This window comes from Larkinella sp. C7 (genome assembly GCF_006149005.1).
Lineage (GTDB): Bacteria > Bacteroidota > Bacteroidia > Cytophagales > Spirosomataceae > Larkinella.
Map to the genome: position 1 here is coordinate 354,653 of NZ_VBSL01000005.1, position 23,610 is coordinate 378,262.

General features: G+C 51.2%; 17 protein-coding genes. 12 read left to right on the forward strand and 5 right to left on the reverse strand.

Going from position 1 to position 23,610, the window contains the following annotated elements; translation table 11 throughout:
* The first annotated feature begins 96 nt into the window (after nt 1-96).
* Nucleotides 97-1,569, forward strand: a complete 1,473-nt coding sequence (locus FH871_RS15075) for a CoA-acylating methylmalonate-semialdehyde dehydrogenase (RefSeq protein WP_138992247.1) — start codon at nt 97-99, stop codon at nt 1,567-1,569.
* 32 nt (nt 1,570-1,601) lie between these two features.
* Nucleotides 1,602-2,960, forward strand: a complete 1,359-nt coding sequence (locus FH871_RS15080) for an aminotransferase class III-fold pyridoxal phosphate-dependent enzyme (RefSeq protein WP_138992248.1) — start codon at nt 1,602-1,604, stop codon at nt 2,958-2,960.
* Here FH871_RS15080 and FH871_RS15085 read toward each other — a convergent pair whose 3' ends face one another.
* Nucleotides 2,961-3,941 carry a Gfo/Idh/MocA family protein gene (locus tag FH871_RS15085; RefSeq protein WP_138992466.1) on the reverse strand — a complete coding sequence of 327 codons (981 nt, stop codon included), beginning with the start codon at nt 3,939-3,941 and terminating at the stop codon, nt 2,961-2,963.
* Between the two features lie 52 nt (nt 3,942-3,993).
* Nucleotides 3,994-4,812, reverse strand: a complete 819-nt coding sequence (locus FH871_RS15090) for an HpcH/HpaI aldolase/citrate lyase family protein (protein ID WP_138992249.1) — start codon at nt 4,810-4,812, stop codon at nt 3,994-3,996.
* A 207-nt stretch (nt 4,813-5,019) separates the two neighbouring features.
* Between FH871_RS15090 and FH871_RS15095 the strand changes: the two genes are divergently transcribed.
* The 5 genes from FH871_RS15095 to FH871_RS15115 all read left to right on the forward strand — a co-directional run bounded on the left by FH871_RS15095 (nt 5,020) and on the right by FH871_RS15115 (nt 11,374).
* On the forward strand, nt 5,020-5,724 hold the full coding sequence (locus FH871_RS15095; RefSeq protein ID WP_114407856.1) for an orotidine 5'-phosphate decarboxylase / HUMPS family protein: 705 nt from the start codon (nt 5,020-5,022) through the stop codon (nt 5,722-5,724).
* 381 nt (nt 5,725-6,105) lie between these two features.
* The gene (locus FH871_RS15100) at nt 6,106-7,131 is read left to right on the forward strand and encodes a zinc-binding dehydrogenase (protein WP_138992250.1); all 1,026 of its coding nucleotides are present in this window, start codon (nt 6,106-6,108) and stop codon (nt 7,129-7,131) included.
* A 91-nt stretch (nt 7,132-7,222) separates the two neighbouring features.
* Nucleotides 7,223-7,999, forward strand: a complete 777-nt coding sequence (locus FH871_RS15105) for an SDR family NAD(P)-dependent oxidoreductase (protein ID WP_138992251.1) — start codon at nt 7,223-7,225, stop codon at nt 7,997-7,999.
* Nucleotides 8,000-8,094: 95 nt separating this feature from the next.
* Nucleotides 8,095-8,991 (forward strand): sugar phosphate isomerase/epimerase, encoded by an 897-nt coding sequence (locus FH871_RS15110; protein ID WP_138992252.1) that lies wholly within the window; start codon nt 8,095-8,097, stop codon nt 8,989-8,991.
* 43 nt (nt 8,992-9,034) lie between these two features.
* The gene (locus FH871_RS15115; protein WP_138992253.1) at nt 9,035-11,374 is read left to right on the forward strand and encodes a right-handed parallel beta-helix repeat-containing protein; all 2,340 of its coding nucleotides are present in this window, start codon (nt 9,035-9,037) and stop codon (nt 11,372-11,374) included.
* Nucleotides 11,375-11,548: 174 nt separating this feature from the next.
* Here FH871_RS15115 and queG read toward each other — a convergent pair whose 3' ends face one another.
* A complete protein-coding gene (queG, locus tag FH871_RS15120; protein WP_138992254.1) occupies nt 11,549-12,487 on the reverse strand; it encodes a tRNA epoxyqueuosine(34) reductase QueG in 939 nt (312 codons plus the stop codon).
* Between the two features lie 193 nt (nt 12,488-12,680).
* Here queG and FH871_RS15125 point away from each other — a divergent pair, with 193 nt between their 5' ends.
* The 4 genes from FH871_RS15125 to FH871_RS15140 all read left to right on the forward strand — a co-directional run bounded on the left by FH871_RS15125 (nt 12,681) and on the right by FH871_RS15140 (nt 17,382).
* Nucleotides 12,681-13,280: a nucleotide exchange factor GrpE gene (locus tag FH871_RS15125; RefSeq protein ID WP_138992255.1), complete on the forward strand. Its 600-nt coding sequence runs from the start codon at nt 12,681-12,683 to the stop codon at nt 13,278-13,280.
* An 89-nt stretch (nt 13,281-13,369) separates the two neighbouring features.
* Nucleotides 13,370-14,512 (forward strand): molecular chaperone DnaJ, encoded by a 1,143-nt coding sequence (gene dnaJ / locus FH871_RS15130; RefSeq protein WP_138992256.1) that lies wholly within the window; start codon nt 13,370-13,372, stop codon nt 14,510-14,512.
* Between the two features lie 600 nt (nt 14,513-15,112).
* Nucleotides 15,113-15,907: a hypothetical protein gene (locus FH871_RS15135; RefSeq protein ID WP_138992257.1), complete on the forward strand. Its 795-nt coding sequence runs from the start codon at nt 15,113-15,115 to the stop codon at nt 15,905-15,907.
* An 11-nt stretch (nt 15,908-15,918) separates the two neighbouring features.
* Nucleotides 15,919-17,382, forward strand: coding sequence for a tetratricopeptide repeat protein (locus tag FH871_RS15140; RefSeq protein ID WP_138992258.1), 1,464 nt, complete (start codon nt 15,919-15,921; stop codon nt 17,380-17,382).
* A gap of 367 nt (nt 17,383-17,749) precedes the next feature.
* Here FH871_RS15140 and FH871_RS15145 read toward each other — a convergent pair whose 3' ends face one another.
* On the reverse strand, nt 17,750-20,782 hold the full coding sequence (locus FH871_RS15145; RefSeq protein ID WP_138992259.1) for a DUF2723 domain-containing protein: 3,033 nt from the start codon (nt 20,780-20,782) through the stop codon (nt 17,750-17,752).
* A gap of 275 nt (nt 20,783-21,057) precedes the next feature.
* Between FH871_RS15145 and FH871_RS15150 the strand changes: the two genes are divergently transcribed.
* Entirely contained in the window at nt 21,058-21,348 is a 291-nt protein-coding gene (locus FH871_RS15150) for a hypothetical protein (RefSeq protein ID WP_138992260.1), read from the forward strand.
* 54 nt (nt 21,349-21,402) lie between these two features.
* Here FH871_RS15150 and FH871_RS15155 read toward each other — a convergent pair whose 3' ends face one another.
* Entirely contained in the window at nt 21,403-23,439 is a 2,037-nt protein-coding gene (locus FH871_RS15155; protein WP_171062860.1) for a M3 family metallopeptidase, read from the reverse strand.
* Nucleotides 23,440-23,610: the final 171 nt, after the last annotated feature.

Consider the following 23,610-nt stretch of genomic DNA (forward strand, 5'->3'; position numbering starts at 1 on the left):
CTCTCGTCATATCTGGCCGAAATTTTGCTTTATTCTTCAATTAGTTGTAATATTTACTGTTGTAGACTTTTCTGCCCTTTAACCGTTCTGGAAAGCATGGATACGCTCACGTTAAAATATCCGAAAGTGCAGCAATTCATCAATGGACATTTTGTCGATTTCCCTGATGATCCGTATCTGGAAGTGATTTCACCGTTGGATGGCTCGCTGCTCTCCACGGTTCCGCTGAGTACCGCCGAAACCCTGGATCAGGCCGTGCAGGCGGCCAAAACTGCCTTTCCGCTTTGGTCGGCCATCCCGATCAAGGAGCGCGTTCAGGTGTTTTACGAATACATGAATTTGCTGAAGAAAAACAGCCGTGCGCTTTCCGAACTGATCTGTGAAGAAGGTGGAAAAACGTTGATCGAAGCCCGGGCCGAAATTGACAAGAGCATCGAACTGACCGAGTTTGCCTGTTCATTGCCCCAGATGATCGGTGGCGAAGTGCTGGAAGTCAGCCGGGGTGTCGAGTGCCGCAGCGAACGGTATCCGCTGGGTGTCGTCGCCAGCATCGTTCCGTTCAATTTCCCGAGCATGGTGCCCCACTGGACGATTCCGAACGCGCTGGTATTGGGGAATACAATGGTGATCAAACCGTCGGAGCAGGTGCCGCTGAGTGTCATGCGCATTGCCGCCCTGCTGAAAGAAGCCGGTTTGCCCGATGGCGTTTTCAACGTTGTCAACGGCGATAAAACGATCGTGGAAGCGATTTGCGATCACCCGGACATTGCGGCCATTTCGTTTGTCGGTTCGACCAAAGTAGCCAAACTGGTTTACACCCGCGGCACGGCCAGTCTGAAACGCGTGCTGGCGCTGGGGGGAGCCAAAAACCACCTGATCGTGTTGCCCGATGCCGTTCCGGATATGACAGCATCCAATATTGTGGCTTCCGTCACGGGTTGCTGCGGACAGCGGTGTATGGCGGCCTCCATCATGCTCGGCGTTGGCGAAGTCGACCACATTGTCGACCAGATTTGCCAAGAAGCACAGAAGGTGGTTCCGGGCCAGAACCTGGGCGCCGTCATCAGCCAGCAGGCCAGAGAGCGGATCGAAAACTACATCACGGAAGCCGAAAATCTGGGTGCTCGTATACGGGTCGACGGTAGAAATACCGTTGTTTCCGGGAAAGAAGCCGGTTATTATGTCGGCCCCACGATCATCGACAACGTAACGGCGGATATGGCCATTGCCCGGGAAGAGGTGTTCGGGCCGGTTCTGGCGATTGTTCGCACCCAAACCGTATCGGAAGCCCTGGCCATTGAAAACAGCAATCCCTACGGCAATGCCACCGGTGTCTTTACCCAAAACGGCAGTGCCGCCAGTTACGTAGCCGAAAGAGCCAGCACCGGCATGGTGGGCATCAACATCGGGGTGCCGGTTCCGCGCGAGCCGTTTTCGTTCGGCGGCTGGAATGAATCGAAGTTTGGGGCGCTGGACATTACCGGCAAAAGCTCGATCGAATTCTGGACCAAACTCAAAAAAATCACCACCAAGTGGAACGCCGAAGCGGGCGTCAACTGGATGAGTTAACCGATCATTTCCCATGTATATCCATACCCCTCATGATCGCTGATTTCGCCACCGTTTCGCAGGAAGAAAGAGACGAAATTCTCCGGAATAACTTTGATTACACCCTCTTTTCGTGGTCAAAACAGAAAGGACTCAGCCCCCTGAGCATCGAGCGGGGCGAGGGGGTTTATCTTTATGATTACGACGGCACCCGGTATCTTGATTTTTCATCGGGCCTGATGAACGTCAACATCGGCCATGGGAATCAGCGGGTTACGGAAGCCGTAGTTCGCCAGATGCAACAGGTGAGTTACGTTACGCCCAGTTGCGTAACCAAAGTGCGCGGGGAACTGGGCAAAAAACTGGCTGAAATTTGTCCCGGCGATTTGAACAAGGCTTTTTTTACGGTTTGCGGAGCCACGGCTAATGAAAATGCCATCAAACTGGCCCGGTTGTATACCGGTCGGCATAAGATTCTGACCCGCTATCAATCCTTTCACGGGGCTTCCTATGGCGTCTTTTCGGCGGGTGGTGATCCCCGCAAACTACCGGTCGACTCGCAGCAGGCCCCGAATTTTGTTCACATCGACATTCCGAATGCCTACCGCTGGCCCCACGCGCCGGAAACGCTGCTGCCCGAATCGGTGGCGCAACTGGAACGCATCATTGGCTACGAAGGCCCCGACAACATTGCCGCGATCATGCTGGAAGGTGAATCAGGCACGTCCGGCTGTCTGAAATACCCGGACGGTTATCTGGTCGAAGTCCGGAAAATCTGCGATCAATACGGTATCCTATTGATTATCGACGAAGTCATGAGCGGTTTTGGCCGCACCGGAAAATGGTTTGGCGTCGATCATGCCGGCATCGTTCCGGATCTGATGGCGCTGGCCAAAGGCGTGACCGCCGGTTATTTGCCGCTGGGTGTGCTGATGGTTTCCGATAAAATTGCCGCCCGCTACGACGATGCGATGCTGCCCCTGGGACTCACCTACTCTGCCCATCCGGTTCCGTGCGCGGCTGCACTGGAGGTGATCAAAATTTATGAAGACGATCACCTCATCGAGAACACCGTGACGATGGGGAAATACATGGAGGAGCGCGTAGAAGAACTCAAGACGAAACACGTTTCCATTGGCGACTTCCGGAATACCGGCTTGCTGGGTTGCCTGGAACTGGTCAAAAACCGCTCGACCAAAGAACCGATGGCTCCGTTTAACGCCAGACCGTCTGAAATGGTCGTCATGAACAACGTAGCCGCCAAATTGCGCGAACTGGGCCTCTACACCTTCGTGCGGTGGAATCTCGTCTTCCTGGCTCCTCCCCTTTGTGTGACCCGCGAGCAGATCGACGACGGATTGGCGATCATTTCCGAAGCCCTGAAAATTGCCGATGCCGAGTGTATAGGCTGATCACTTCGCTGTAATCCAATCCATGATCAAGTTGGCCCGCGCTCCGGTTTCGCCCGAGCTCGGCGACTGGCCTTCACCCCGCAATTGCTGAACAATGGTCTCGATCAGGGGCTGTTGAACGTGGGGCGGATAGGGCAGATTATATTCCTCCACCCCGGCGGCCGTTTCGACTTTGATGGTAAATTTCTCGAAGAAATGGAACGTAATTTTTCCCTCAGAGCCAATCAGTTGCGCTTCGTCGATGCGCTGTTCTTTGTTCACGGTATAACACCAGCTTCCGGTGCCGAGAACACCCGATTCGAACTCAAAGTTGGCGATCACGATGTCGTCGGCGTTGTAGAGTCCGGCCTGATTTCGGGCCATTCCACGGGCGGTTTTGACTGGTCCCAGCGCAAATTCCAGAAAATCGAACTGGTGTGATGCCAAATCGTGGAAATGACCACCGCCGGAGATTTCCGGAAAAACCCGCCAGCGGGGTTTCGCATCCGGCCCCACTTCTTCCGCATAGGGCTGCCAGTGCAACTGAATGTTAACCAGCCGGATGTCGCCAATCACCTTCTGATCGATCAGTTCTTTCACCTTCAGAAAGTAGGGCAACGACCGGCGGTAAAAGGCGACAAAAACCGGTAAACCGGTCTCCTGCCCCATCTGGTTGATGGCGTCGCATTCTTCCCAGTTCCGGGCCATTGGTTTTTCGATGTAAACCGGTTTTCCCGTCCGCATGGCGCGAATGGCATAATCGGTGTGCACATCCGGGGGCGTGGCAATGTAAATGGCGTTGACCTCCGGGTCGTTGATCAGGTCGTCCACATCGTCGTACCAGCGCGGCACGCCGTGGCGCATGGCATAATCGGCGGCCAGTTCGCCATCTCTCCGCATCACCGCCACCAGCGACGAATTGGGCACTTTATTAAAAGCCGGGCCGCTTTTGACTTCGGTCACATTGCCGCAACCGATGATTCCCCATTTGATCTGATCCATCATACGTTAAGAAGGTTCGTAAACCCGGAATTTACTGAAAAGACGCCCGCTTTTATATGACGAGCGAAGAACTGTCATCCGTCGTTGCATCGTCGCCGACGGCTTTTTTGATGCTTCCGATGTCGTGGCGCAACCGCTGCCCGAACAGCGCGACGTCGAAACTATGCACGATGATATTGACGCCCTGCTTCACCCAATGCACCTGGCGTTCCGGCGACTGCGAAAAGTGAATACCAATGGAAAGGCCCTTGTTTCGCGTTGTTCGGATAATTTTCAGCACAGCCGCTTCAAAATCGGGGTGATCATACTGCTCGGGAATGCCCAGACTGACCGACAAATCGTGGGGACCGATGAAAACCGCATCCAGCCCCGGCACCGACAGCAGGCTGTCCAGCCGTTCCAGCGCCGGAACACTTTCGATGTTGGCGATGCAGATGTTTCCGGCGTTGTGGGCGTCGATGTATTGCTTCAAATCATCGGGCATTTGCTCTTTTCCGCTCAGAAACCGGGCCAGTCGTTCGCCTTTGAGGGGCCGGTATTTTGTAGCGCCCACCAGATCGATGATCTGATCGACCGATTCGAGATACGGCGCAATCACCCCCACCGCCCCGCCATCGATCACCTGACAGGCCAGGTACGGATCAGGTTTCGGAATGCGGACGATGGGCGTAATGTGATAGGCCCGGAAAATCTGGCACAGACGGGCCAGTTCGGCCCGGTCGAGTGGAATGTGTTCGGTGTCCAGAAAAACGAAGTCGAGTCCGGCGCGTTGCAACGTAACCGGCCACATGGGTGCCGTGGAGGTGATGCAGGTACCGTAGACGTTATGCCCGTTTTTTAATTTTTGAAGTAACGTTGAATGTGACGCCATGATGCTCTTTTTCCAAAATGTGGTGTGAACCGATCCTACTCAACTGACCGCACACGTATACTACGACACAGTCTGCAATTCCGACTATTTTGCAGGGAATTATTTATAGAATAGTGGCCTTTTTTGCAAAAAAATGAGTAGTCATGGAGAAAAAAATGCTATTGGTACGTAGCGCCCCTTTTACACAACCTTCATTCAATCCCGTTAATGAAACCCATTGTTCAAATTTCCCTCGACCTCACCAACATCGATGAAGCCCTCGAAACCGCAGCGCTGGCCATGCGCGCCGGGGTCGACTGGCTCGAAGCCGGCACCCCGCTCATTCTGGCGGAAGGCTTGCACGGTGTCCGAAAATTACGGGAAGCGTTCCCGAATGTTCCGATTGTTGCCGATCTGAAAACGATGGACGGCGGCTACCTGGAGGTCGAGATGATGGCGAAAGCCGGAGCCACGCACGTGGTGGTCATGGCCCGTGCGCATGCCGAAACCATCAAATGCGTTGTGAAAGCTGGCCGTGATTTTGGTGCGCAGGTAATGGGTGACAACATGGTTTGTCCGGACATGATCGAAGGAGCGCGCTGGCTCGAAGACCTGGGTTGCGACTTCATCATTCACCACATCGGCTACGACGAACGCCGGGGCATTGCCGCCCAGGGACACCGGATGCCCAGCCCGCTCGACCAGTTGCGCGAGGTGGTTCAGGCGGTGAAGATTCCGGTACAGGCCGTCGGTGGACTCTCGCTCGAACAGGCCATTCGCTGTCCGGAATTTGGCGCTCCGCTGGTGGTGTTGGGTGCGCCCCTGACCATCGACGCCGATTCGTTCAAAACCGCCGATGGCGATCTGGAAAGCTCGTTGCGGCTAATTTGCGAAAAGATCCACGCCTATGGCGATGTGGTGGTTGGAAGATAAAAAATGCCTCCAGCCCCTTATTGATTAAAATTTAACATGAACTATGAGTTTATGCCCTTGCCTTCAGTTGTTTAAGTGCCAGCGGCACGTAATGTTAATAGCAAATGGGTATTCTGAGCACTCCAGGCGTGCCGGAGGTACGCAATATAGGCTTAGTTGCGTCCCTCCGGCACGCCTGGAGTGCTCAGAATACCCATTTGCTATCAACATTCGACCCCTCTGGGGTCAATAATCTCATAGTTCATGTTAAATTTTAATCAACAAACGACTTTAGCAAGCCGATTAAAGCCCCCTTCAGGGACCGGGCCTACGATTTGATTGGGGCTTATTTAAAATCAGTTTTAGAAATAATTTATACGGTCTTTGAACCACACAAAATCAATGAAGTCTGCTGCTGTTGTCAATTTTGCTCCCGAGAAAGGCTCGGTTGAAATTCGTGAAATTCCGAAACCGACCATTGGTGACGACGATGTGTTACTGGAAGTCGCCAACGTCGGCGTCTGTGGCAGCGACCTCCACCAGTGGACCGCCGACCATAGCTGGCCGGTCAATTACCCCGTTGTGCTTGGTCACGAATTTGGCGGTCACATCGTCGAGGTAGGAAGCCGGGTGGTGGGCTGGAAAGAAGGCGACCGCGTCGTGAGCGAAACGGCCGCCATCATTGATCCCAACAACCCCATGACGCGGCAGGGCCTGTACAATCTGGACCCCACCCGCAAAGGCTTTGGCTACGGCGTTAATGGTGCCATGACCAAATTTGTTCGCGTACCGATGCGCATTCTTCACCACGTGCCAGACTCGCTGGCGTTTGAAGAAGCCTGCCTGACCGAACCCTGTTGCGTGGCCTTCAATGCCGTGGTTGAAAATTCGCGGATCAAACCCGGCGACCGCGTCATCGTGCTGGGTCCGGGCACCATCGGTATTTTGTGTGCCGCCATGGCGCGGCTTTGCGGAGCCGAAGTGGCGGTTGTTGGTCTGGAAGCAGACCGTCATCGTCTGGCAATCGCCCAGCAATACGGCTGCGAAGCCATCATCGGCGATGCGACCGAATGGGCTAAAAAACGCGACGGTTTGGGAGCCGATTGCATCATCGATGCCGCCGGAGCCAGTATTACCCTCAAAATCGCGCTGCAACTGGTGCGCCCCAACGGCCACATCACCAAAGTGGGATGGGGTCCCCAACCACTCGGTTTTTCGCTGGATGCGCTGGTGCAGAAAAACGTGACGCTTCAGGGCAGTTTCAGCCACAACTGGCCGATCTGGGAACGCGTTCTGGCGCTGCTGGCGAGTGGTCAGCTCGACGTCAAACCGATCATCGGGGGCGTTTGGCCCATCACCGAATGGCACGAAGCCTTTGAAAAAATGCACCACGGCGAAGTGATCAAAAGCGTTTTGAAACCGGTATAAAATAGAGTATAGAGGTGAGACAAGAGCAGTGAGACTAAAACCGGCGTCGTGTTTTTTCTCTTGTCTCACCTCTATACTCTGAGCAAAGCTCATGCGCTTACAAGAGAAAGTCATCATCGTTACCGGCAGTTGTACGGGCATCGGGAAAGCCATTGCGAAACGCTGCGTCGAAGAAGGGGCCCGGGTCGTCATTCACGGTCTGGAGTCCGAATTGGGTCAGGAAGTGGTGCGTGAACTGGGTGCCGAAAATGCCGTTTTGCACATTGAAAACCTGAGCGTTGAAGGCGTTGCGGAGCGGCTGGTTGCCCTTGCCGTGCAGACGTTCGGTCGGCTGGATGCCGTGGTCAACAATGCGGCTTTGGTCGCTTCTTCCAATATTCACACCACCGATCTGGCGTTTTTCCGGCAAATTCTGGAAGTAAACACGCTCGCTCCGTTTGCCCTGATCCAGGCAGCTTTACCGCATCTGAAACAAGCTAAAGGCTGTGTGCTGAACATTGGCTCGGTCAACGGCTGGAGCGGAGAACCGGATCTGATGGCCTACAGCGTGTCGAAAGGCGCGTTGATGACGCTGACCCGCAACCTCGGCGACACCCTCCACCGGGAAGACGGCGTTCGGGTGAACCAGATCAACCCCGGCTGGGTGCTAACCGAAAATGAAGCCCGGCGCAAACACGAACAAGGCCTGCCCGTCGACTGGTACAAGGACGTTCTCCCGGTTTTTGCACCCTCCGGCCGGATTTTGTGGCCCGCCGAAATTGCCGCTGCGGCTGTCTATTGGCTGGCCGATGAGAGCGGCCCCATCAGCGGACAAATCGTTGATTTAGAACAACATCCGCTCATTGGACGAAATCCACCAAAGAATTAACCGTTTTCGGTATTTGGTTTACGGTAGCTGACGCATTGTTTTAGCTCGTGTCAGCTACCGTAACCGACTACCGAAAACGCTAAACCACTATTAAAATGCCCAAACTAGCCGCTTTTCCCAAAGCTTTTATGCAAGCCCTCTGCAAAGACGGCACCATGACGGTTTCTGAATGGATTGAACTTGCCGTCCAGCTCGACATCGACGGTCTGGAGTGGTACGCCGGTTTTCTCGAAATGGCCGACGAAGCCAATTGGTCGCGGTTTCGCCAGCAGGTCGAATCACACGGCAAGGTGATTCCGATGATGTGCTGCTCCCCGGATTTTACACATCCCGACCCGGCTTTCCGTGCCAACGAAATTGCCAAACAGAAACGCTGGATCGATATGACCTACGCCCTGGGCGGTTCCTATTGCCGCGTTCTTTCCGGCCAGCGTCGGCCTGAGCTCACGATCGATGAGGGCGTGAGACTGGCGGCTGAGTGCATCGAAGCCTGTTTGCCCTACGCCCGCGAACGTGGCATTACGCTCATCATTGAGAACCACTACAAAGATGATTTCTGGGAATACCCGGAATTTGCGCAGAAAATGGACGTGTTCTGCCAGTTGGTCGACGCCATCCACGACCCGAACTTTGGCGTGAACTACGATCCGAGTAATACCTTTCTGGCGGGTGAAGAACCCCTGGAGTTGCTGACCCGCGTGGCGGACCGCGTGGTGACGATGCACGCCAGCGACCGGTTTTTGCTTTCCGGTACCATCGAAGACCTGCGCAACGAAGAGGGCGGTGCCGTGGGCTACGCCAAGCGCCTGAGTCACGGCGAAATCGGCAAGGGACTGAATGATTATGATGCTATTTTTACGATCTTGAAGGGCGTTGGCTTCGACGGCTGGATCAGCATCGAAGACGGAGTCGACGGCATGGCGCAACTGGAGCGCAGTGTGGCGTTTCTCCGCCGGAAAATGGCGCAATACTGGCCGGAATCAGTGGATTAACGCTCTTGAAAATCAGGCGGTTTTTACTATATATCAACTCCTTATGACCAGATGGATTGGGCTTTTTCTCTGCTTTCAGGTGATGACCGTCCGGGCGCAAACCCGGTTTTACATCGCTCCGTCGGGAAAAGATTCCAATCCCGGAACGATGGCGTTGCCGTTGGCCACGGTGTCGAAAGCGTTGGAAAAAGTAAAAACCGCTCCCCACAATTCTGTTCAGATTTTTCTGCGGAAAGGCTCTTATTATTTAGCCGAAACCGTGGTCATCAGGCCGGAAACCGTGAACGGAAAAATTCTGACAATCAGTGCTTATCCGAATGAAACGGTTCAAATCAGTGGTGGTCGGAAATTGGCGCTACGCTGGCAGAAAACCGGTGCAACGACCTGGACCGCGCGCGTTGACGGCCCGGCTTTCGAACAATTGTTTCTCAACGGGAAAAAGCAGATTCTGGCGCGATATCCGAATGATGACGCCAAAGCACGGGTCTTCAACGGCACAGCGGCCGACGCCCTGAGCCAACAACGGATCAGCCGGTGGAAGTCGCCCGAAGGCGGTTTTATTCATGCGCTGCACCAGGGCGAATGGGGCGATTTTCATTACCGGATAACCGGAAAATCGGGCGGGCAACTGCAACAAGAAGGCGGCTGGCAGAATAACCGCCCCGCTCCGCTGCACAAAACCGAGCGGTTTGTCGAGAATATTTTCGAAGAACTGGACGCGCCGGGCGAATGGTTTTACGACAAAAAGACCCAACTCCTGCACCTGATTCCGCTCCCGGGTGTTAATCCCGGAACCGCCACCGTGGCGGTTTCTCACCTGAAAAGCCTGATCGAATTAAGAGGAACACTGGAAAAACCGGTGAAACAGGTTCGCATTCAGGGCATCCGATTTGTGAATGCGGAACGGACGTTCATGGAACCGTATGAGCCGCTGCTGCGGAGCGACTGGATGCTGTACCGGGGTGCCGCGGTGTATCTGGAGAATACCGAAAACTGCCGGATCGAAGACTGCGCGTTTGCTGATCTGGGTGGCAATGCACTGATGTTCAGTCGTTACAACCAGAAATCGGCCGTTGCAGGTTGTCATTTTCACCACATCGGAGCGAGTGCCATCAGCTTCGTGGGCGATTCATCGGCCGTGCGTTCTCCGGCTTTTCGGTATGAAAAGTTTGTTCCGTACGGCCAGATGGATTTGACACCGGGGCCGAAAAATAACCGGTTTCCGTCCGCATGTGTGGCTGCCGATAACCTGATTCACGACATTGGGCAGATCGAAAAACAGTCGGCGGGCGTGGAAATTGCAATGGCGTCCGGGATTATTGTTCGGCACAACACGATTTATCAGGTGCCTCGCGCCGGGATCAACATCGGCGACGGCACCTGGGGCGGCCACCTTTTGGAGTTTAACGATGTCTTCGATACGGTTCTGGAAACGGGCGATCACGGTGCGTTCAACTCCTGGGGCCGCGACCGGTTCTGGCACCCTAATCGGCAGACCATGGACAGTCTGGTGGCCGTTCACCCGGAACTCATTCGGCTGGATGCCCAGAAAACCACCATCATCCGCAACAACCGGTTTCGCTGCGACCACGGCTGGGACATCGACCTGGACGACGGCAGCAGCAATTACCACATTTACAACAACGTTCTGCTGAATGGCGGTCTGAAATTCCGGGAAGGTTTTTACCGCATCGCCGAAAATAACATCTTGATTAACAACTCGTTTCACCCGCACGTCTGGTTCGCCAACAGTGGTGACGTCTTCCGAAAAAACATCGCCATGCGGCCCTATGCGCCCATTGGCATCAAAGAGTGGGGCCAGGAAGTGGATGCGAATCTTTTTCTGGATCAGACGGCCTTGCAAAAAGCGCAAAAGGACGGAACTGACCTTCACAGCGCTTATGGTGACCCGTTTTTTGTTCAGCCTGATAAAGGGAATTATCAGGTCAGCGCCACGAGTCCGGCTTTAAAAACCGGCTTTCAGAATTTTCCGATGAACCAGTTTGGGGTTCAAAAACCGGCTTTGCGTGCCTTAGCCCGCTCACCCAGGCTGCCGGTTTTGCTGGACAGCCGGTTTGAAGAATCGGTGCAGGAAATGACCTGGCTGGGGGCTTCCCTCCGCAACGTGCGCGGTTTAGGCGACCGTTCAGCCTTTGGTTTGCCGGACGAAAAAGGCGTTATTGTGGTGGTTATTCCTACAGGTAGTCTGCTCGAAACCTCGGGGCTGAAACCCGGTGACGTGATCAGAACGGCGAATCAGGAAGAGACGCCCAACCTCGGTCGGCTGATCGCGATTCAGCAACAGGTCAACTGGACGGGCCGTCTCGATATTACGGTTATTCGAAACCAGCAAACGGTGACGCTGGCGATACCCCTGAAATAGCCCGAAGGGCTTCCATACACTAGCCCCGCACACCGTGCGGGGGGGCGGTATCCCCATTGGACCAATCACAATCAATGGTGATACGCGGTTGGAACAATCAACAATTATGGGTGTGCGTGGATAAACCCCGCACGGTGTGCGGGGCTAGTGTATGAAAGCCCTTCGGGCTATGTACTATTCACCCGTTTTCACAAACGAAATATTCCGTTTTAATCCTTCCAGTTTCGTTCGTTTGACGGCCGACCGGCGGAAAATCTCCTGAAAAATGTCCTGCGTGATTTCCTCCCAATCGCTCCTTGTAAATTCCGCCAAAGCCGGATTTGGGTCAAACGCCGGGGTCGTGTGGGGGCGGGAAAACCGGTTCCAGGGACAAACATCCTGACAAATGTCGCAGCCGAAAATCCAGTTTTCAAATTTCCCTTCTACCTCGTCCGGGATGGCGTCTTTCAGTTCGATGGTGAAATAGGAAATGCACTTGCTGCCGTCCACGACATATGGATCGGTAATGGCGTCGGTTGGGCAGGCGTCGATGCAGCGGGTGCAGGTGCCACAATAATCGGCGATGGGGCCGTCGGCTACCAGTTCCAGATCCAGAATCAGTTCACCGATGAAGACAAAACTACCCGTATCCCGGGTAATCAGATTGGTGTGTTTACCGACCCAGCCCAGGCCGCTGCGTTTGGCCCAGACTTTGTCCATCACCGGGGCCGAATCGACAAAAAACCGTCCGTTGACATCGCCGATTTCTTCATGCACAAAACCCAGTAATTCCTTCAACTTATCCTTGATAACAAAGTGATAATCCGTGCCGTATGCATATTTAGAGATTTTGTACCCGCCTTCTTCCTGCGCTACGGTTTTTTCGGGGTAGTAGTTCAGCAAAACCGTCACCACCGACTTGGCCCCGTCCACCAAAAGCCGGGGATCGAGCCGTTTGTCGAAGTGGTTGGCCATATAACCCATCTTGCCGTGCATCTGCCGGTTGAGCCACGCTTCCAGCCGCGGGGCTTCTTCTTCCAGAAATTCGGCCCTGGAAACTCCGCAGAAATCGAAGCCCAGTTCGGCGGCTTTGGCTTTGAGCAAGCGGGTATGTTTTTGGATCACTGAAATCATAGTCGGGTTGAACCCCAGGCAGCAATTCCGGGGTTTTATTCATACCGAAACTGACACCTTACCGGGTTTCCTGTCAAATTTAACAGGCCCGGCCCACGAATAAAAATGCCATCTTGTCAGTATTCTGAAAATTGGCAACTAATTTGCGACTTTCTCGGGTACTATGTGGTGGCGACGAAATACAACCAAGCGTATGGAAAATAAAGAAACTTTTAATACCGAAGAGCAGGAAACGACGCAGCAACCTGACAATACCGCCCATGAAGCCAGTGTCGTTTCGGAAGCTCCGACTGACAATACGTCGGACGACATCGAATCTGGTGCAACAGGCGAGCAGGTAATTACCGAATTCGATAAAGTTAGTGTTGAACTGACTGATTTAAAGGATAAATACCTCCGCCTGTATGCCGATTTTGAAAATTTCCGTCGGCGCACGGCCAAAGAAAAAATCGACCTGATCTCCAACGCCAATGAGGGGTTGCTGGTGGCCTTACTGCCGGTTCTCGACGATTTCGAACGGGCGTTGAAATCGGCTGAAAGCACATCGGATGTCGAAGCGCTGAAAGCCGGGGTGAAACTGATCTTCAATAAATTTTATAAAGTTCTGGAATCCAAAGGCGTAAAGCCGATGGACTCGCTGGGCCAGGTTTTCAACCCGGATCTGCACGAGGCCATTACCCAGTTTCCGGCTCCCAGCGACGATCTGAAAGGAAAAATCATGGATGAAACGGAAAAAGGATATCTTCTGAATGACAAAGTGATCCGGTTTGCAAAAGTGATTTTAGGCTCCTGAACGATAACGATAAGCTAGAACGAGTAGACTGAACAGGACGGCTACCCGCCCCTCCCCGTTCAGTCTACTCGTTTTTCAACGAACGATACATGGCTACGAAACGAGATTATTACGAAGTATTAGGGGTCGACAAAAACGCTTCGCCGGAAGAAGTCAAAAAAGCCTACCGGAAGATGGCGATCAAACACCACCCCGACAAAAATCCGGACGATCCTACCGCCGAAGACAAATTCAAGGAAGCCGCCGAAGCCTACGATGTGTTGAGCGATCCGCAGAAAAAAGCGCGCTACGATCAGTTTGGACACGCCGGCATGAATGGCGCGGGTGGTGGTGGCCAGTCGATGGACGATATTTTCTCGCAGTTCGGCGATATTTTCGGCGACGACAGCCCCTTTGGCAGTTTCTTCGGCCGGGGTGGTCAGCAGCAGGGCCGGCGCGTCCGGCGCGGTTCGGATTTGCGGATTAAACTGAAGCTGAACCTGCAGGAAATCGCCAACGGTGTCGAGAAAAAAATAAAGGTAAAACGCCACGTTTCCTGTACGACCTGTGGTGGTAACGGTTCCAAAAACGGCACTGCTGTCACGACCTGTAACACCTGTAACGGCTCCGGTCAGGTCCGGAAAGTGGTCAATACGATGCTGGGTCAGATGGTTTCGACCAGCACCTGCCCGACCTGTAATGGCGAAGGTAAAATGGTCACCGATCGTTGCGACACCTGTTTTGGCGAAGGCCGTCTGTTGCAGGAAGACGTTATTCCCATTAAAATTCCGGCGGGCGTGGCCGAAGGCATTCAGCTTTCGGTAACCGGCAAAGGAAACGTTCCTCCGCGCGGGGGCGTGGCCGGGGATTTGCTGATTGTGGTGGAAGAAGAAGAAGACGACAACCTGAAACGCGACGGCAACAACGTGGTTTTCGATTTGCACGTCAACTTCGTCGATGCCACGTTAGGAACGTCCGTGGAAGTACCAACGATCGACGGTCGCGCCCGGATTACACTCGAACCGGGTACGCAGGGCGGTAAAATCCTCCGTCTGAAAGGCAAAGGCATCAAGGAACTGAATGGCTACGGACGTGGTGATCAACTCATCCACATCAACATCTGGACGCCAAAAACGCTCAGCTCCGAAGAACGCAGCATTCTGGAACGACTGCGAAACTCGCCGAACTTCCATCCCAAACCGGGAAAGAACGAAAAAGGGTTCTTCGATAAAATGAAAGACTTCTTCCACTGATATGGATTGATCATGAAAAAGCCCGGCCAAAAGACCGGGCTTTTTTGTTTATGACCAAATTATTGGTTAGCCAAACAATTTTTTATAACAATCACCTAAATTGATTTATAAAGTCTAAAATGGCTGAAACAATCTGAACGATCCATACTTAGTAGTAGTACTCAGAAAAAATACTGGCAATTTTTCTAAATTTGTCTGTTAAACAGGTTGGAATAAATTTAAAAAAAATATTATCATTGCACCATGAGTAATTTACACCTGAGTACAAGGCAAAAAAGTTCTCAATAGTTGTACATTGTTAATATTAAGTATGACTATTTACAAAAAATTCTTAATAAATCATTAAAAGTTAAATAGTCTTTCCAGCAGAGGTCAATTTCGAAATCTGTTAATACATATTTTTTTGTCTGTTAATTATCAATTCTATTGGGCTGGGTTTAAAAACCTGCTTGCTATTATTTTACCAGATGACCGACGGGGTTTATGAAAAACCTGATGATGAATTATGGTTCTGCGTTTTGTATTGATATAACGCTCTACCCTGTTTAAACAAACGAAATTCCTCCAACTATTAAAAGCAACTGTTTGCACCTCCAGTTTATGAATAAACTTTCTCTACTCCTTTCTGTATTTTTTTTGATCTCGTATACCTCCCGGGCACAAGCACCTTCTACCAGCAGCGATAATTCGTCCGAAATCGGAGTACTTGCCAAAAAGCTTGACCATTTTCAAAAAGAAAACCAACGCTTATCGAGGTATTCGAAAAAAATAAAATACAGAGTTTCCTCAGTTTCCACCTTAAATAGAAAGCTTGTAATTCGGGTCGAAAAATTACAGGTAGACAGTATGCAACTGTCTGCAAAATTAACAGAAGCCCTTACCAACAATCAAAAGCTGATTCAATCCTATGAAGCTCGTGTGAAAGGCATGTCGGGCGAATTACAGGCTCTTCACGATACACTCAGTACGTACAAAGTTGTCAAAAACGATTTAGAAATAATAAAAAGTTATATATCAACACTTTCACTTGCTCCACGCGAATACCGGCAGCCTTATTCCAGGGTTTTAAAAATCCTTCTGGAATCCTTTTCAAAAAGTCCATCACCTTATGAAGTAAAGAGAAATTCAGAACAGGGAATGACCCTTTTGGAAAAATACACTGAAAAGAAAAAGGTATTTTTATTTCTCAATAAGACAGTTAACCTCCAGGCGACATACCTTTTAACCTTCAATCCGAATCCCGTTAATGACACAAAAACCTTGGTAAAACTGCGGACTGTTATTCGAAAAATTAAAGGCAGTGACACAATTGAGGTTGAAGACAGCAAAGAAGAGTCGAAAGCAGAGAACCGGTTGTTTAGTTACATGGATAAAGTTATTGTTCAATATAATTAAAGGGAAACGTTATGAAGAGCAAGTATCTACTACTGCTTTTACCATTTACCTTGTTGTTCACTACTGAATGCCGGAGCCATCGTGAGGTAATTAGCAAAGTATACTTTCAATATTCAGGTGATAGTTTATTGACAGGCCCCCGGAAGCGTCTGGCAGCTTCATTTAATGAAACCGGGATTCAATACTGGAAGAAGGGCAACTACGGGAAAGCCGCTGAGAACTTCAAAAAATCAGCCAACCTGGGATATAGCTGGGGACAGTATAGTTTATCATTGTGTTTCTGGTATGGAAAAGGCGAAAAGAAAGATCTAAACGAAGCGATTAAATGGATTTTATTAGCTGCTAACCAGGGAAACGCTGATGCCCAAAACCATCTCGGCTATGTATACCAGGCAGGTGTGGGCCTCGAAAAAGATTACCTAAAAGCGTTAAAATATTTCAGTAAAGCGGCCGAAATGGGTCATGTAGAAGCACAGGGTTCAATTGGTTATTTGTATCAATACGGGCTGGGTGTCGATCCTAATTATGAAGAAGCACGAAAATGGTATCTGTTGGCGGCTCAACAAGGAAACGCCACCGCACAGGGCTCTATAGGTCAGCTGTATGCAGCCGGGTTGGGCGTAAAACCCGATTACAAAGAAGCACTAAAGTGGTATCAATTGGCCGCAAATCAATTCTATGTTCCTATCTATTCCTACCTGGGCGATTTGTTTAAAGATGGCTTGGGTGTCAATAAAAATTACGTTGAAGCCTTAACTTGGTATAAGAAGTCGGCAAAAAGCGGAAATGCCAGAGGAATGCTTCAATTAGGGCTTATGCACGAATATGGCTACGGCGTAGCCAGCAGTTACACTGAGGCCTTAAAATGGTATAAAGAAGCGTATGAACGAGGAGAATTAAATGCCTCTGTTCAAATAGGTAAGGTTTATGAAAAGGGTCTGGATGGCATACCCAATTATGGTGAAGCCATAAAATGGTACCGGCTGGCAGCCGATAAAGGTTCTGCTTCAGGACAATATCACCTTGGCAACTGCTATTACTACGGAAGGGGGCTTACTGTGGATTATGTAGAGGCCATGAAATGGTATCGATTGGCCGTTAAACAAGATAACCCTGAAGGCGCACTGGGATTGGGCCTTCTCTATGGAGAAGGAAACGGCACGGAAAAGGATTGTTACCAGGCCTTGAAATGGTTTTTATTAGCAGCAGAAAAAGATAATTCAGAAGGGTCGTATCAAGCTTATAAAGTATATTATTATTGCCTTACAGATACGAAAAATGCTTTTAAATATTTAACAACAGCCGTAAACCAGCAACATCCTGACGCTATTTTCGAATTAGCGGAAGCTTATTATTTAGGATTACTAGGCTTAAGCGTTAACATTCAAAAAGCTCACGAACTGTATGTTAAAGCGGCAGAAAGTGGAAATATTTTAGCTAAAAATGCTTTACAAGTAAAAGGGTTTAATTTATAACAATCATTATCGCCCCGAATACTGTGTAATAGGGTTACCTAGAGCATATCATCAACATCATTGAGTTCAATATTTCATATATTAACCCTGTAATTACCATCAGGAAATACTTACTGTCTAGACAGTAAGTATTTCCTGATTATCAATTTTTTACACGCACGGTTTATTTCCTGATTGGTATACCGGTTTTAGAAGCATCAAAATACTTTTCAAGAATCCGTGTCATAAGATCATCCATCTCTTCGGCTCGTTTCGTATATTCTATACCGTTCTGATTGATATAACTCATAAAAACGACTTTCGGGGCTGGAATTGAAAACCAAATTTTCAATTCCAGCCCCGAAAGTCGTTAATTTTGCCGCAATGCTTATCCTAACGCGTTCAAATGCTTCTGAAACAATGCGTCGTATTTTTTCGCCAGCGCTTCGTTTTTCGTTTCCCGGAATGCGTTCACGATGGTTTGCAGGTTGTATAGATCAAAGTTGGCATCATCGCTGCCACCACCGGTTTTCTTGATGTAGGTCAGACTCTGGTCGGCCCGGTTTGCTACCACGTCGGCAATGGACTGGGCGGTTTTCAGATCGCCCACTTCCAGCAGAATCCGGATGTAGTTGGTCGAAATCTGGTCGTACGGAATGCTTTTGTCGGGAATGACCTGCAAAGAGTGGTTGAGCACTTCTTTTGCCTGGGCATTTTTCCCCTCGCGCATCAACTGATCGGCCAGTCGCAGGAACGCAATCCGGGCCGAAATAACCGGTGAACCACGGTACGTATCGTCGTAATACGAATTCGGGTTGTCCATTTCCCGCCAGAAGGTTTTCTTCATCATGTTGGTGTACATCACGTCGGAATTCACAAAACCGTCCGTTGCACTCGGCACCTGCACCGGCATCAACCGGAATGCATACCCTTCCAACTGCATGTGATCCTTCAGATTCAGGTAATTCGATTGTCCCAGCGTAGTAGAGAAATAGATCGGCCGCTTCCAGTTATTGGTCGCGATGATGTCGAGCATGACCAGATCCGGTTTGTAGATGTCCTGTTTGCCATAATTCCAGACTACCGTATCTTTCACCATCGGCAGCAGATTAGCCGGCACAAAACCGAGCTTCTGAACCTCCGCCTTGTCAACCGGCAGGAAGAAGGTTGGCGACGGCAGAATGTTGGTCATTTCGCCGGTTGTCAGCGGCACCTGTATCGCCTGGTTGTTCTGTTTCACCAGCCCGATGTATTCTTTCAGGTTGATGCCATTTTTCACCGCCGGGATTTCGTAAAACGGAATCACGTCGTTTTTCCCTTTGTTGAACTGGGCAAATTCGAGCGAAATCGGTAACGCTTCAGACTCGTACGTTTTGCGTTTCATTTGCTGAATGTACCACTCGGTGCCGAGCAGACTCAGGTTACAAACCCGTACGTCGGTCCGGAAGCCTTCGACTTCCTGGGCATACCACAGGGGGAACGTGTCATTATCCCCCCCCACAAACAGAATGGCGTTCGGGGCGCAGGAATTCAGGAGATTTTTGGCAAAATCAACCGAATGGTAGCGGTTCGACCGGTCGTGGTTATCCCAGCTTTTGGCCGCCATCATCACCGGAACCAGCAAACACAGGCCAGCGACGAGCCCCACACGCATCTTTTCATTCTTCAAATACGCAGCCAGACCGTCTACCAGTGCGACCACACCCAGACCGATCCAGATGGCAAAGAAGTAGAACGAGCCTACGTAAATGTAATCCCGTTCACGCGGTTCGGAAGGCGGTGAGTTCAGGAAGATCTGCAAGGCAATCCCGGTAAAGAAAAACAACATCCCCACAATCAGCAGATCTTTCGGCCGGCGGAAATACTGAATGACCATCCCGAACAAGCCCAGCAAAAACGGCAGCATGTAGAAGTTATCACGGGCTTTGTTGTCCTTGATCAGATCCGGAACGCCATCGTCGCTTGACCAGGGCAGCAGATAACCCGAACCTTCCTGATCACCGGCGCGTCCGGCAAAATTCCACATCAGATACCGCCAGTACATATGCCCCAACTGGTACTGAAAGAAGAATTGCAGGTTATCTCCCATCGTCACTTTCCGCGTGGGTTGCCCCTGTGCGTCGAGCGGAATGTTCAGCATGCGCGAATACAGTTGCGGGTGGTTATTCTGGTTGCTGTAAATCCGCGGAAACAGCATTTGCTTGTCGCTGTCGTAGATGTATTCCGGCGCATAATCGAAGATTTTATACTGGCCGTCGCGCTTCTCATATTGTGGAGCGCCTTTTTTCTGGTCGACGGGGCGTGAGAAAAACAGCGGGCCGTAGCTGAGCGAGCGATTCCCGTATTGCTCCCGTTTCAGGTAGGACACGAAATTGACCACATCGCTCGGGTTGTTTTCGTTGATCGGCGTATTGAAATCCGACCGGATCAGCACCTGAATGTAGGACGCGTAGCCAATCAAAACGAACGCCAGACCCAGCAAAGCCGTGTTCAGAATCGGCCGGTTTTTGCGCGCCGACCAGATAATGCCGTAGATCAGTGCCCCGATAAAAACGATCGTGAAGATGATGATACCGGTTGTAAAGGGCATTCCAAACGTATTGACGAAAAACCGTTCAACGGCAAAAGCCGCCGTGGGAAGCCCCGGAATAATGCCCGAGTTGATGATACCCAGAATGACCATCCCGACACCGAAGGAAATAATGCCACCCCAGAGCGTAGTTTTCGGGTTCTTTTTGAAATAGTAAATCAACGCCATGGCGGGCAGCGTCACCAGGTTCAGCAAGTGGACGCCAATGGAAAGGCCGATCAGGTAGGCGATGAAAATCAGCCAGCGGTTGGCAGCAGCCTCGTCTTCGATCAGTTCCCAGCGGAAAGCCGCCCAGACGACAATGGCCGTAAAAAACGACGACACCCCATATACCTCGGCTTCTACGGCCGAAAACCAGAAGGTATCCGAAAACGTATAGACCAGGGCACCAACAGCACCGGAACCGATCACCGTCCAGATTTCGGTCTGAGTCAGTTCATTGAATTGCTTGTTGATGAGCTTGCGACCCAGCATCGTAATCGTCCAGAACAGAAACAGAATGGAGAACGCACTGGCGAGGACCGACATCATGTTGATCCAGTAGGCCACCTGGGTGACATCGCCGAGGGCCAGCATCGAGAAAACGCGGCCTGTCAGCAGGAAAAACGGCGCTCCCGGCGGGTGAGGCACCTGAAGTTTATAGGCACAGGCAATGAATTCGCCACAATCCCAGAAGCTGGCCGTCCGTTCGACCGTCGACGCATACGTAAACAGCGCGATGGCGAAAAGCACCCAGCCGGTTATGTTGTTGATGCGCTTATACGAAAAACCGGATGCTTGCGGGGGCGTCCCTGAACGCACTGTAGATTCTGTTCCTCTGATGGTCTGCATTGGGGTAAGCGGTATATTTTCCCCAAAATTAACAAAATAAACCCCGCTTGACGCCGGTTAGGCCCGTTAAAGTTTGTTAAAGCCGTTTGGGAGGTCTTCTACCAGCTATTCCCGGTTCCTGCAACTTATGGACTCAAAGCCGCCAGTTATTGGTTTCGGGTAGCAAAAGTGTAACCAAATCCGGTATTTCAATCCGCTATTCAACGACCGTGAAGACAATTGGTGGTTCATTCCGGCGGTTGTCGGCCCGTTCACCAACCAACCCAATTATTCCTATGAAATCTCTTTTCAGACTTGGCGTTGCCATTGACTGCATGGCCGTTCTCTATGGCATGTATGATGCATTGGCGGGCACTTTTTTGTGGCCGGAACTGTACGCCGGCAAAGGGTTACTGGCGATTGCTCTCTGTGGCACCTTCGTTGCCCTGGCGATTTATGTAAAAACCCGTGACCAGGTTTCGCTGTCTACAGTCACGGCCCGGCTTCCGGCTTTTCCACTCCTGGGCTTCGGTCTGATGATGTTGCTGATTGCGGCTTCCAACCGGCTGAGTGCCGGAGGAAAGTAGAGTAAGAGAAAAGGGTTCTTTCGCAGAGAAAAACGCTGCGAAAGAACCCTTTTTTTAAAGCGTCAGTCCACTGCGTCGGAGCATGGCTTGCGGAGATGGTTCACGGCCCCGGAATTTCTTGTAAAGCTCCATTGGTTTTTCCGTACCGCCTTTTTCCAGAACGTTCTTACGGAATTTGTCGGCCACTTCCCGGTTCGACAATCCTTTTTCCTTGAAGAACTCAAACGCATCGGCATCCAGTACTTCCGACCATTTGTAGCTGTAATAACCGGCTGAATACCCACCGGCAAAGATGTGTGAGAATGCCGGACTGAAAGCCGTTCCCGGTACTTTCGGAAACAGATTCACCAGTGAGTCGATGTGGGATTCGACCTGCTCGACGGTCTCTCCTTTCGGCGCACCGCCGTGCCAGTACATGTCGACCAGCCCGTAGCGCAATTGCGTCAGGTTGGCCATGCCGGCCATAAAGTTCTGGCTCGCCCGGATTTTTTTGATCAAATCGTTCGGAATCACTTCGCCCGTCTGGTAGTGTTTGGCAAACAGTTTCAGCGCTTCCGGGTCGTAACACCAGTTTTCCATCACCTGCGAAGGCAGTTCCACAAAATCGCGGTACACGCTCGTTCCCGACAGGCTTTCGTACTGGCTGTTGGCCAGCATGCCGTGCAAACCGTGCCCAAATTCGTGGAAAAGCGTGGTTACTTCGTTGAAATTTAACAGCGACGGTTTGGTTTCGGTAGGACGCGTAAAGTTACAGACGTTGACAATGTGCGGGCGAATGTTCACGCCGTTTTCCACTTTCTGCCCCTGAATGTCATTCATCCAGGCCCCGCTGCGTTTGCCCGCCCGCGGGAAATAATCGCCATAGAAAACCGCCAGAAACTTGCCGTCCTGATCAAACACGTCGTAGGTTTTCACTTCCGGGTTGTAGGTCGGCACGTCTTTCCGTTCCTTGAACGTCAGGCCATACAGCTTGTTGGCAATCGTGAAAGCACCTTCGATGACGTTTTCCAGTTTGAAATACGGTTTCAGGATTTCGTCGTCGAGGGCGTATTTTTCCTTTTTCAGTTTTTCGGAATAGTAGTTGTAATCCCAGCGTTCCAGTCGTTCGTCCTTAAAACCGTTCTGCTTCGCGTAGGTGGTCAGTTCGACCATTTGCTTTTCGGCCACGGGTTTGGCATAACCGGCCAGTTCGCTCAGAAACTGTTTCACTTTTTCCGGCGATCCCGCCATGCTTTCTTCCAGAATGAAATCGGCGTGTGTCTGGTAGCCCAGCAATTTGGCGCGGTCGTAGCGAAGCTGGACCAGTTTGCCGATAATCTGCTGGTTGTCGTTTTTGTCGCTGTGGAAACCGCGTGAGTTATAGGCGATAAAGAGCTTCTTTCTCAACTCCCGGTTATCGGCATACTGCATAAATGGCTGGTAACTAGGAGCCTGTAAGGTAAATACCCAGCCGGTTTTTCCCTTCTGCACGGCCGTGGCTTTGGCGGCTTCCCGCGCAAAGTCCGGCAAACCCGCCAGGTCCTTCTCGTCCGTCACTTCCATCACATACTCATTCGTTTCGTTCAGCACGTTTTCGCCAAACTGCAACGACAACTGCGACAGGTCTTTGTTGATGGCCCGGAATTTGTCCTTATCGGCGGCTTTCAGATTGGCACCGTTGCGGGCAAAACCTTTGTATGATTTTTCGAGCAGCATCCGGTCTTCGCCTTCCAGTTTCAACTGATCGCGTTGATCGTAAACGGTTTTGATGCGCTTGAACAGTTTCTCATTCAGGGAAATATCGTTGCCGTATTCCGTCAGCAAGGGCGAGGCTTCCCGCACAATTTTCTGCAATTCGGGGCTGGTTTCCGCGCTGTTGAGGTTAAACAGCACCGACGACACCCGGTTCACCATATGACCGGCATTTTCGAGCGCGACCACGGTATTTTCAAACGTCGGCGCGGCCGGATTCGCCACAATGGCGTCGATTTCCTTCTGGCCCATCGTCATGGCTTCTTTCAGAGCGGGCAGGTAATGGTCATTTTTAATCAGATCAAACGGCACCGTCTCATGCGGTGTTTTGAACGGTTGCAATAGCGGATTTTCACTCATTTTGGCTTTTACGGGAGAAGGCTGTGCTTGAAGGGCCGGGGTTAAAGCCGCCAGCAGCACCGCCGTTTGGGTCATTTTTCGAAGTGTAAACATTTTGATTTGCTGATGGAGTTTCTCGCAGTATACAAAAGTACGGAAATTTAGAAAAGGAATTCCGGACGAGCGGGATTT

Coding starts and splice junctions, on each gene's coding strand:
- FH871_RS15075 (WP_138992247.1), top strand. CDS start 97: ATGGATACGCTCACGTTAAAATATCCGAAAGTGCAGCAATTCATCAAT.
- FH871_RS15080 (WP_138992248.1), top strand. CDS start 1,602: ATGATCGCTGATTTCGCCACCGTTTCGCAGGAAGAAAGAGACGAAATT.
- FH871_RS15085 (WP_138992466.1), bottom strand. CDS start 3,941: ATGGATCAGATCAAATGGGGAATCATCGGTTGCGGCAATGTGACCGAA.
- FH871_RS15090 (WP_138992249.1), bottom strand. CDS start 4,812: ATGGCGTCACATTCAACGTTACTTCAAAAATTAAAAAACGGGCATAAC.
- FH871_RS15095 (WP_114407856.1), top strand. CDS start 5,020: ATGAAACCCATTGTTCAAATTTCCCTCGACCTCACCAACATCGATGAA.
- FH871_RS15100 (WP_138992250.1), top strand. CDS start 6,106: ATGAAGTCTGCTGCTGTTGTCAATTTTGCTCCCGAGAAAGGCTCGGTT.
- FH871_RS15105 (WP_138992251.1), top strand. CDS start 7,223: ATGCGCTTACAAGAGAAAGTCATCATCGTTACCGGCAGTTGTACGGGC.
- FH871_RS15110 (WP_138992252.1), top strand. CDS start 8,095: ATGCCCAAACTAGCCGCTTTTCCCAAAGCTTTTATGCAAGCCCTCTGC.
- FH871_RS15115 (WP_138992253.1), top strand. CDS start 9,035: ATGACCAGATGGATTGGGCTTTTTCTCTGCTTTCAGGTGATGACCGTC.
- queG (WP_138992254.1), bottom strand. CDS start 12,487: ATGATTTCAGTGATCCAAAAACATACCCGCTTGCTCAAAGCCAAAGCC.
- FH871_RS15125 (WP_138992255.1), top strand. CDS start 12,681: ATGGAAAATAAAGAAACTTTTAATACCGAAGAGCAGGAAACGACGCAG.
- dnaJ (WP_138992256.1), top strand. CDS start 13,370: ATGGCTACGAAACGAGATTATTACGAAGTATTAGGGGTCGACAAAAAC.
- FH871_RS15135 (WP_138992257.1), top strand. CDS start 15,113: ATGAATAAACTTTCTCTACTCCTTTCTGTATTTTTTTTGATCTCGTAT.
- FH871_RS15140 (WP_138992258.1), top strand. CDS start 15,919: ATGAAGAGCAAGTATCTACTACTGCTTTTACCATTTACCTTGTTGTTC.
- FH871_RS15145 (WP_138992259.1), bottom strand. CDS start 20,782: ATGCAGACCATCAGAGGAACAGAATCTACAGTGCGTTCAGGGACGCCC.
- FH871_RS15150 (WP_138992260.1), top strand. CDS start 21,058: ATGAAATCTCTTTTCAGACTTGGCGTTGCCATTGACTGCATGGCCGTT.
- FH871_RS15155 (WP_171062860.1), bottom strand. CDS start 23,439: ATGAGTGAAAATCCGCTATTGCAACCGTTCAAAACACCGCATGAGACG.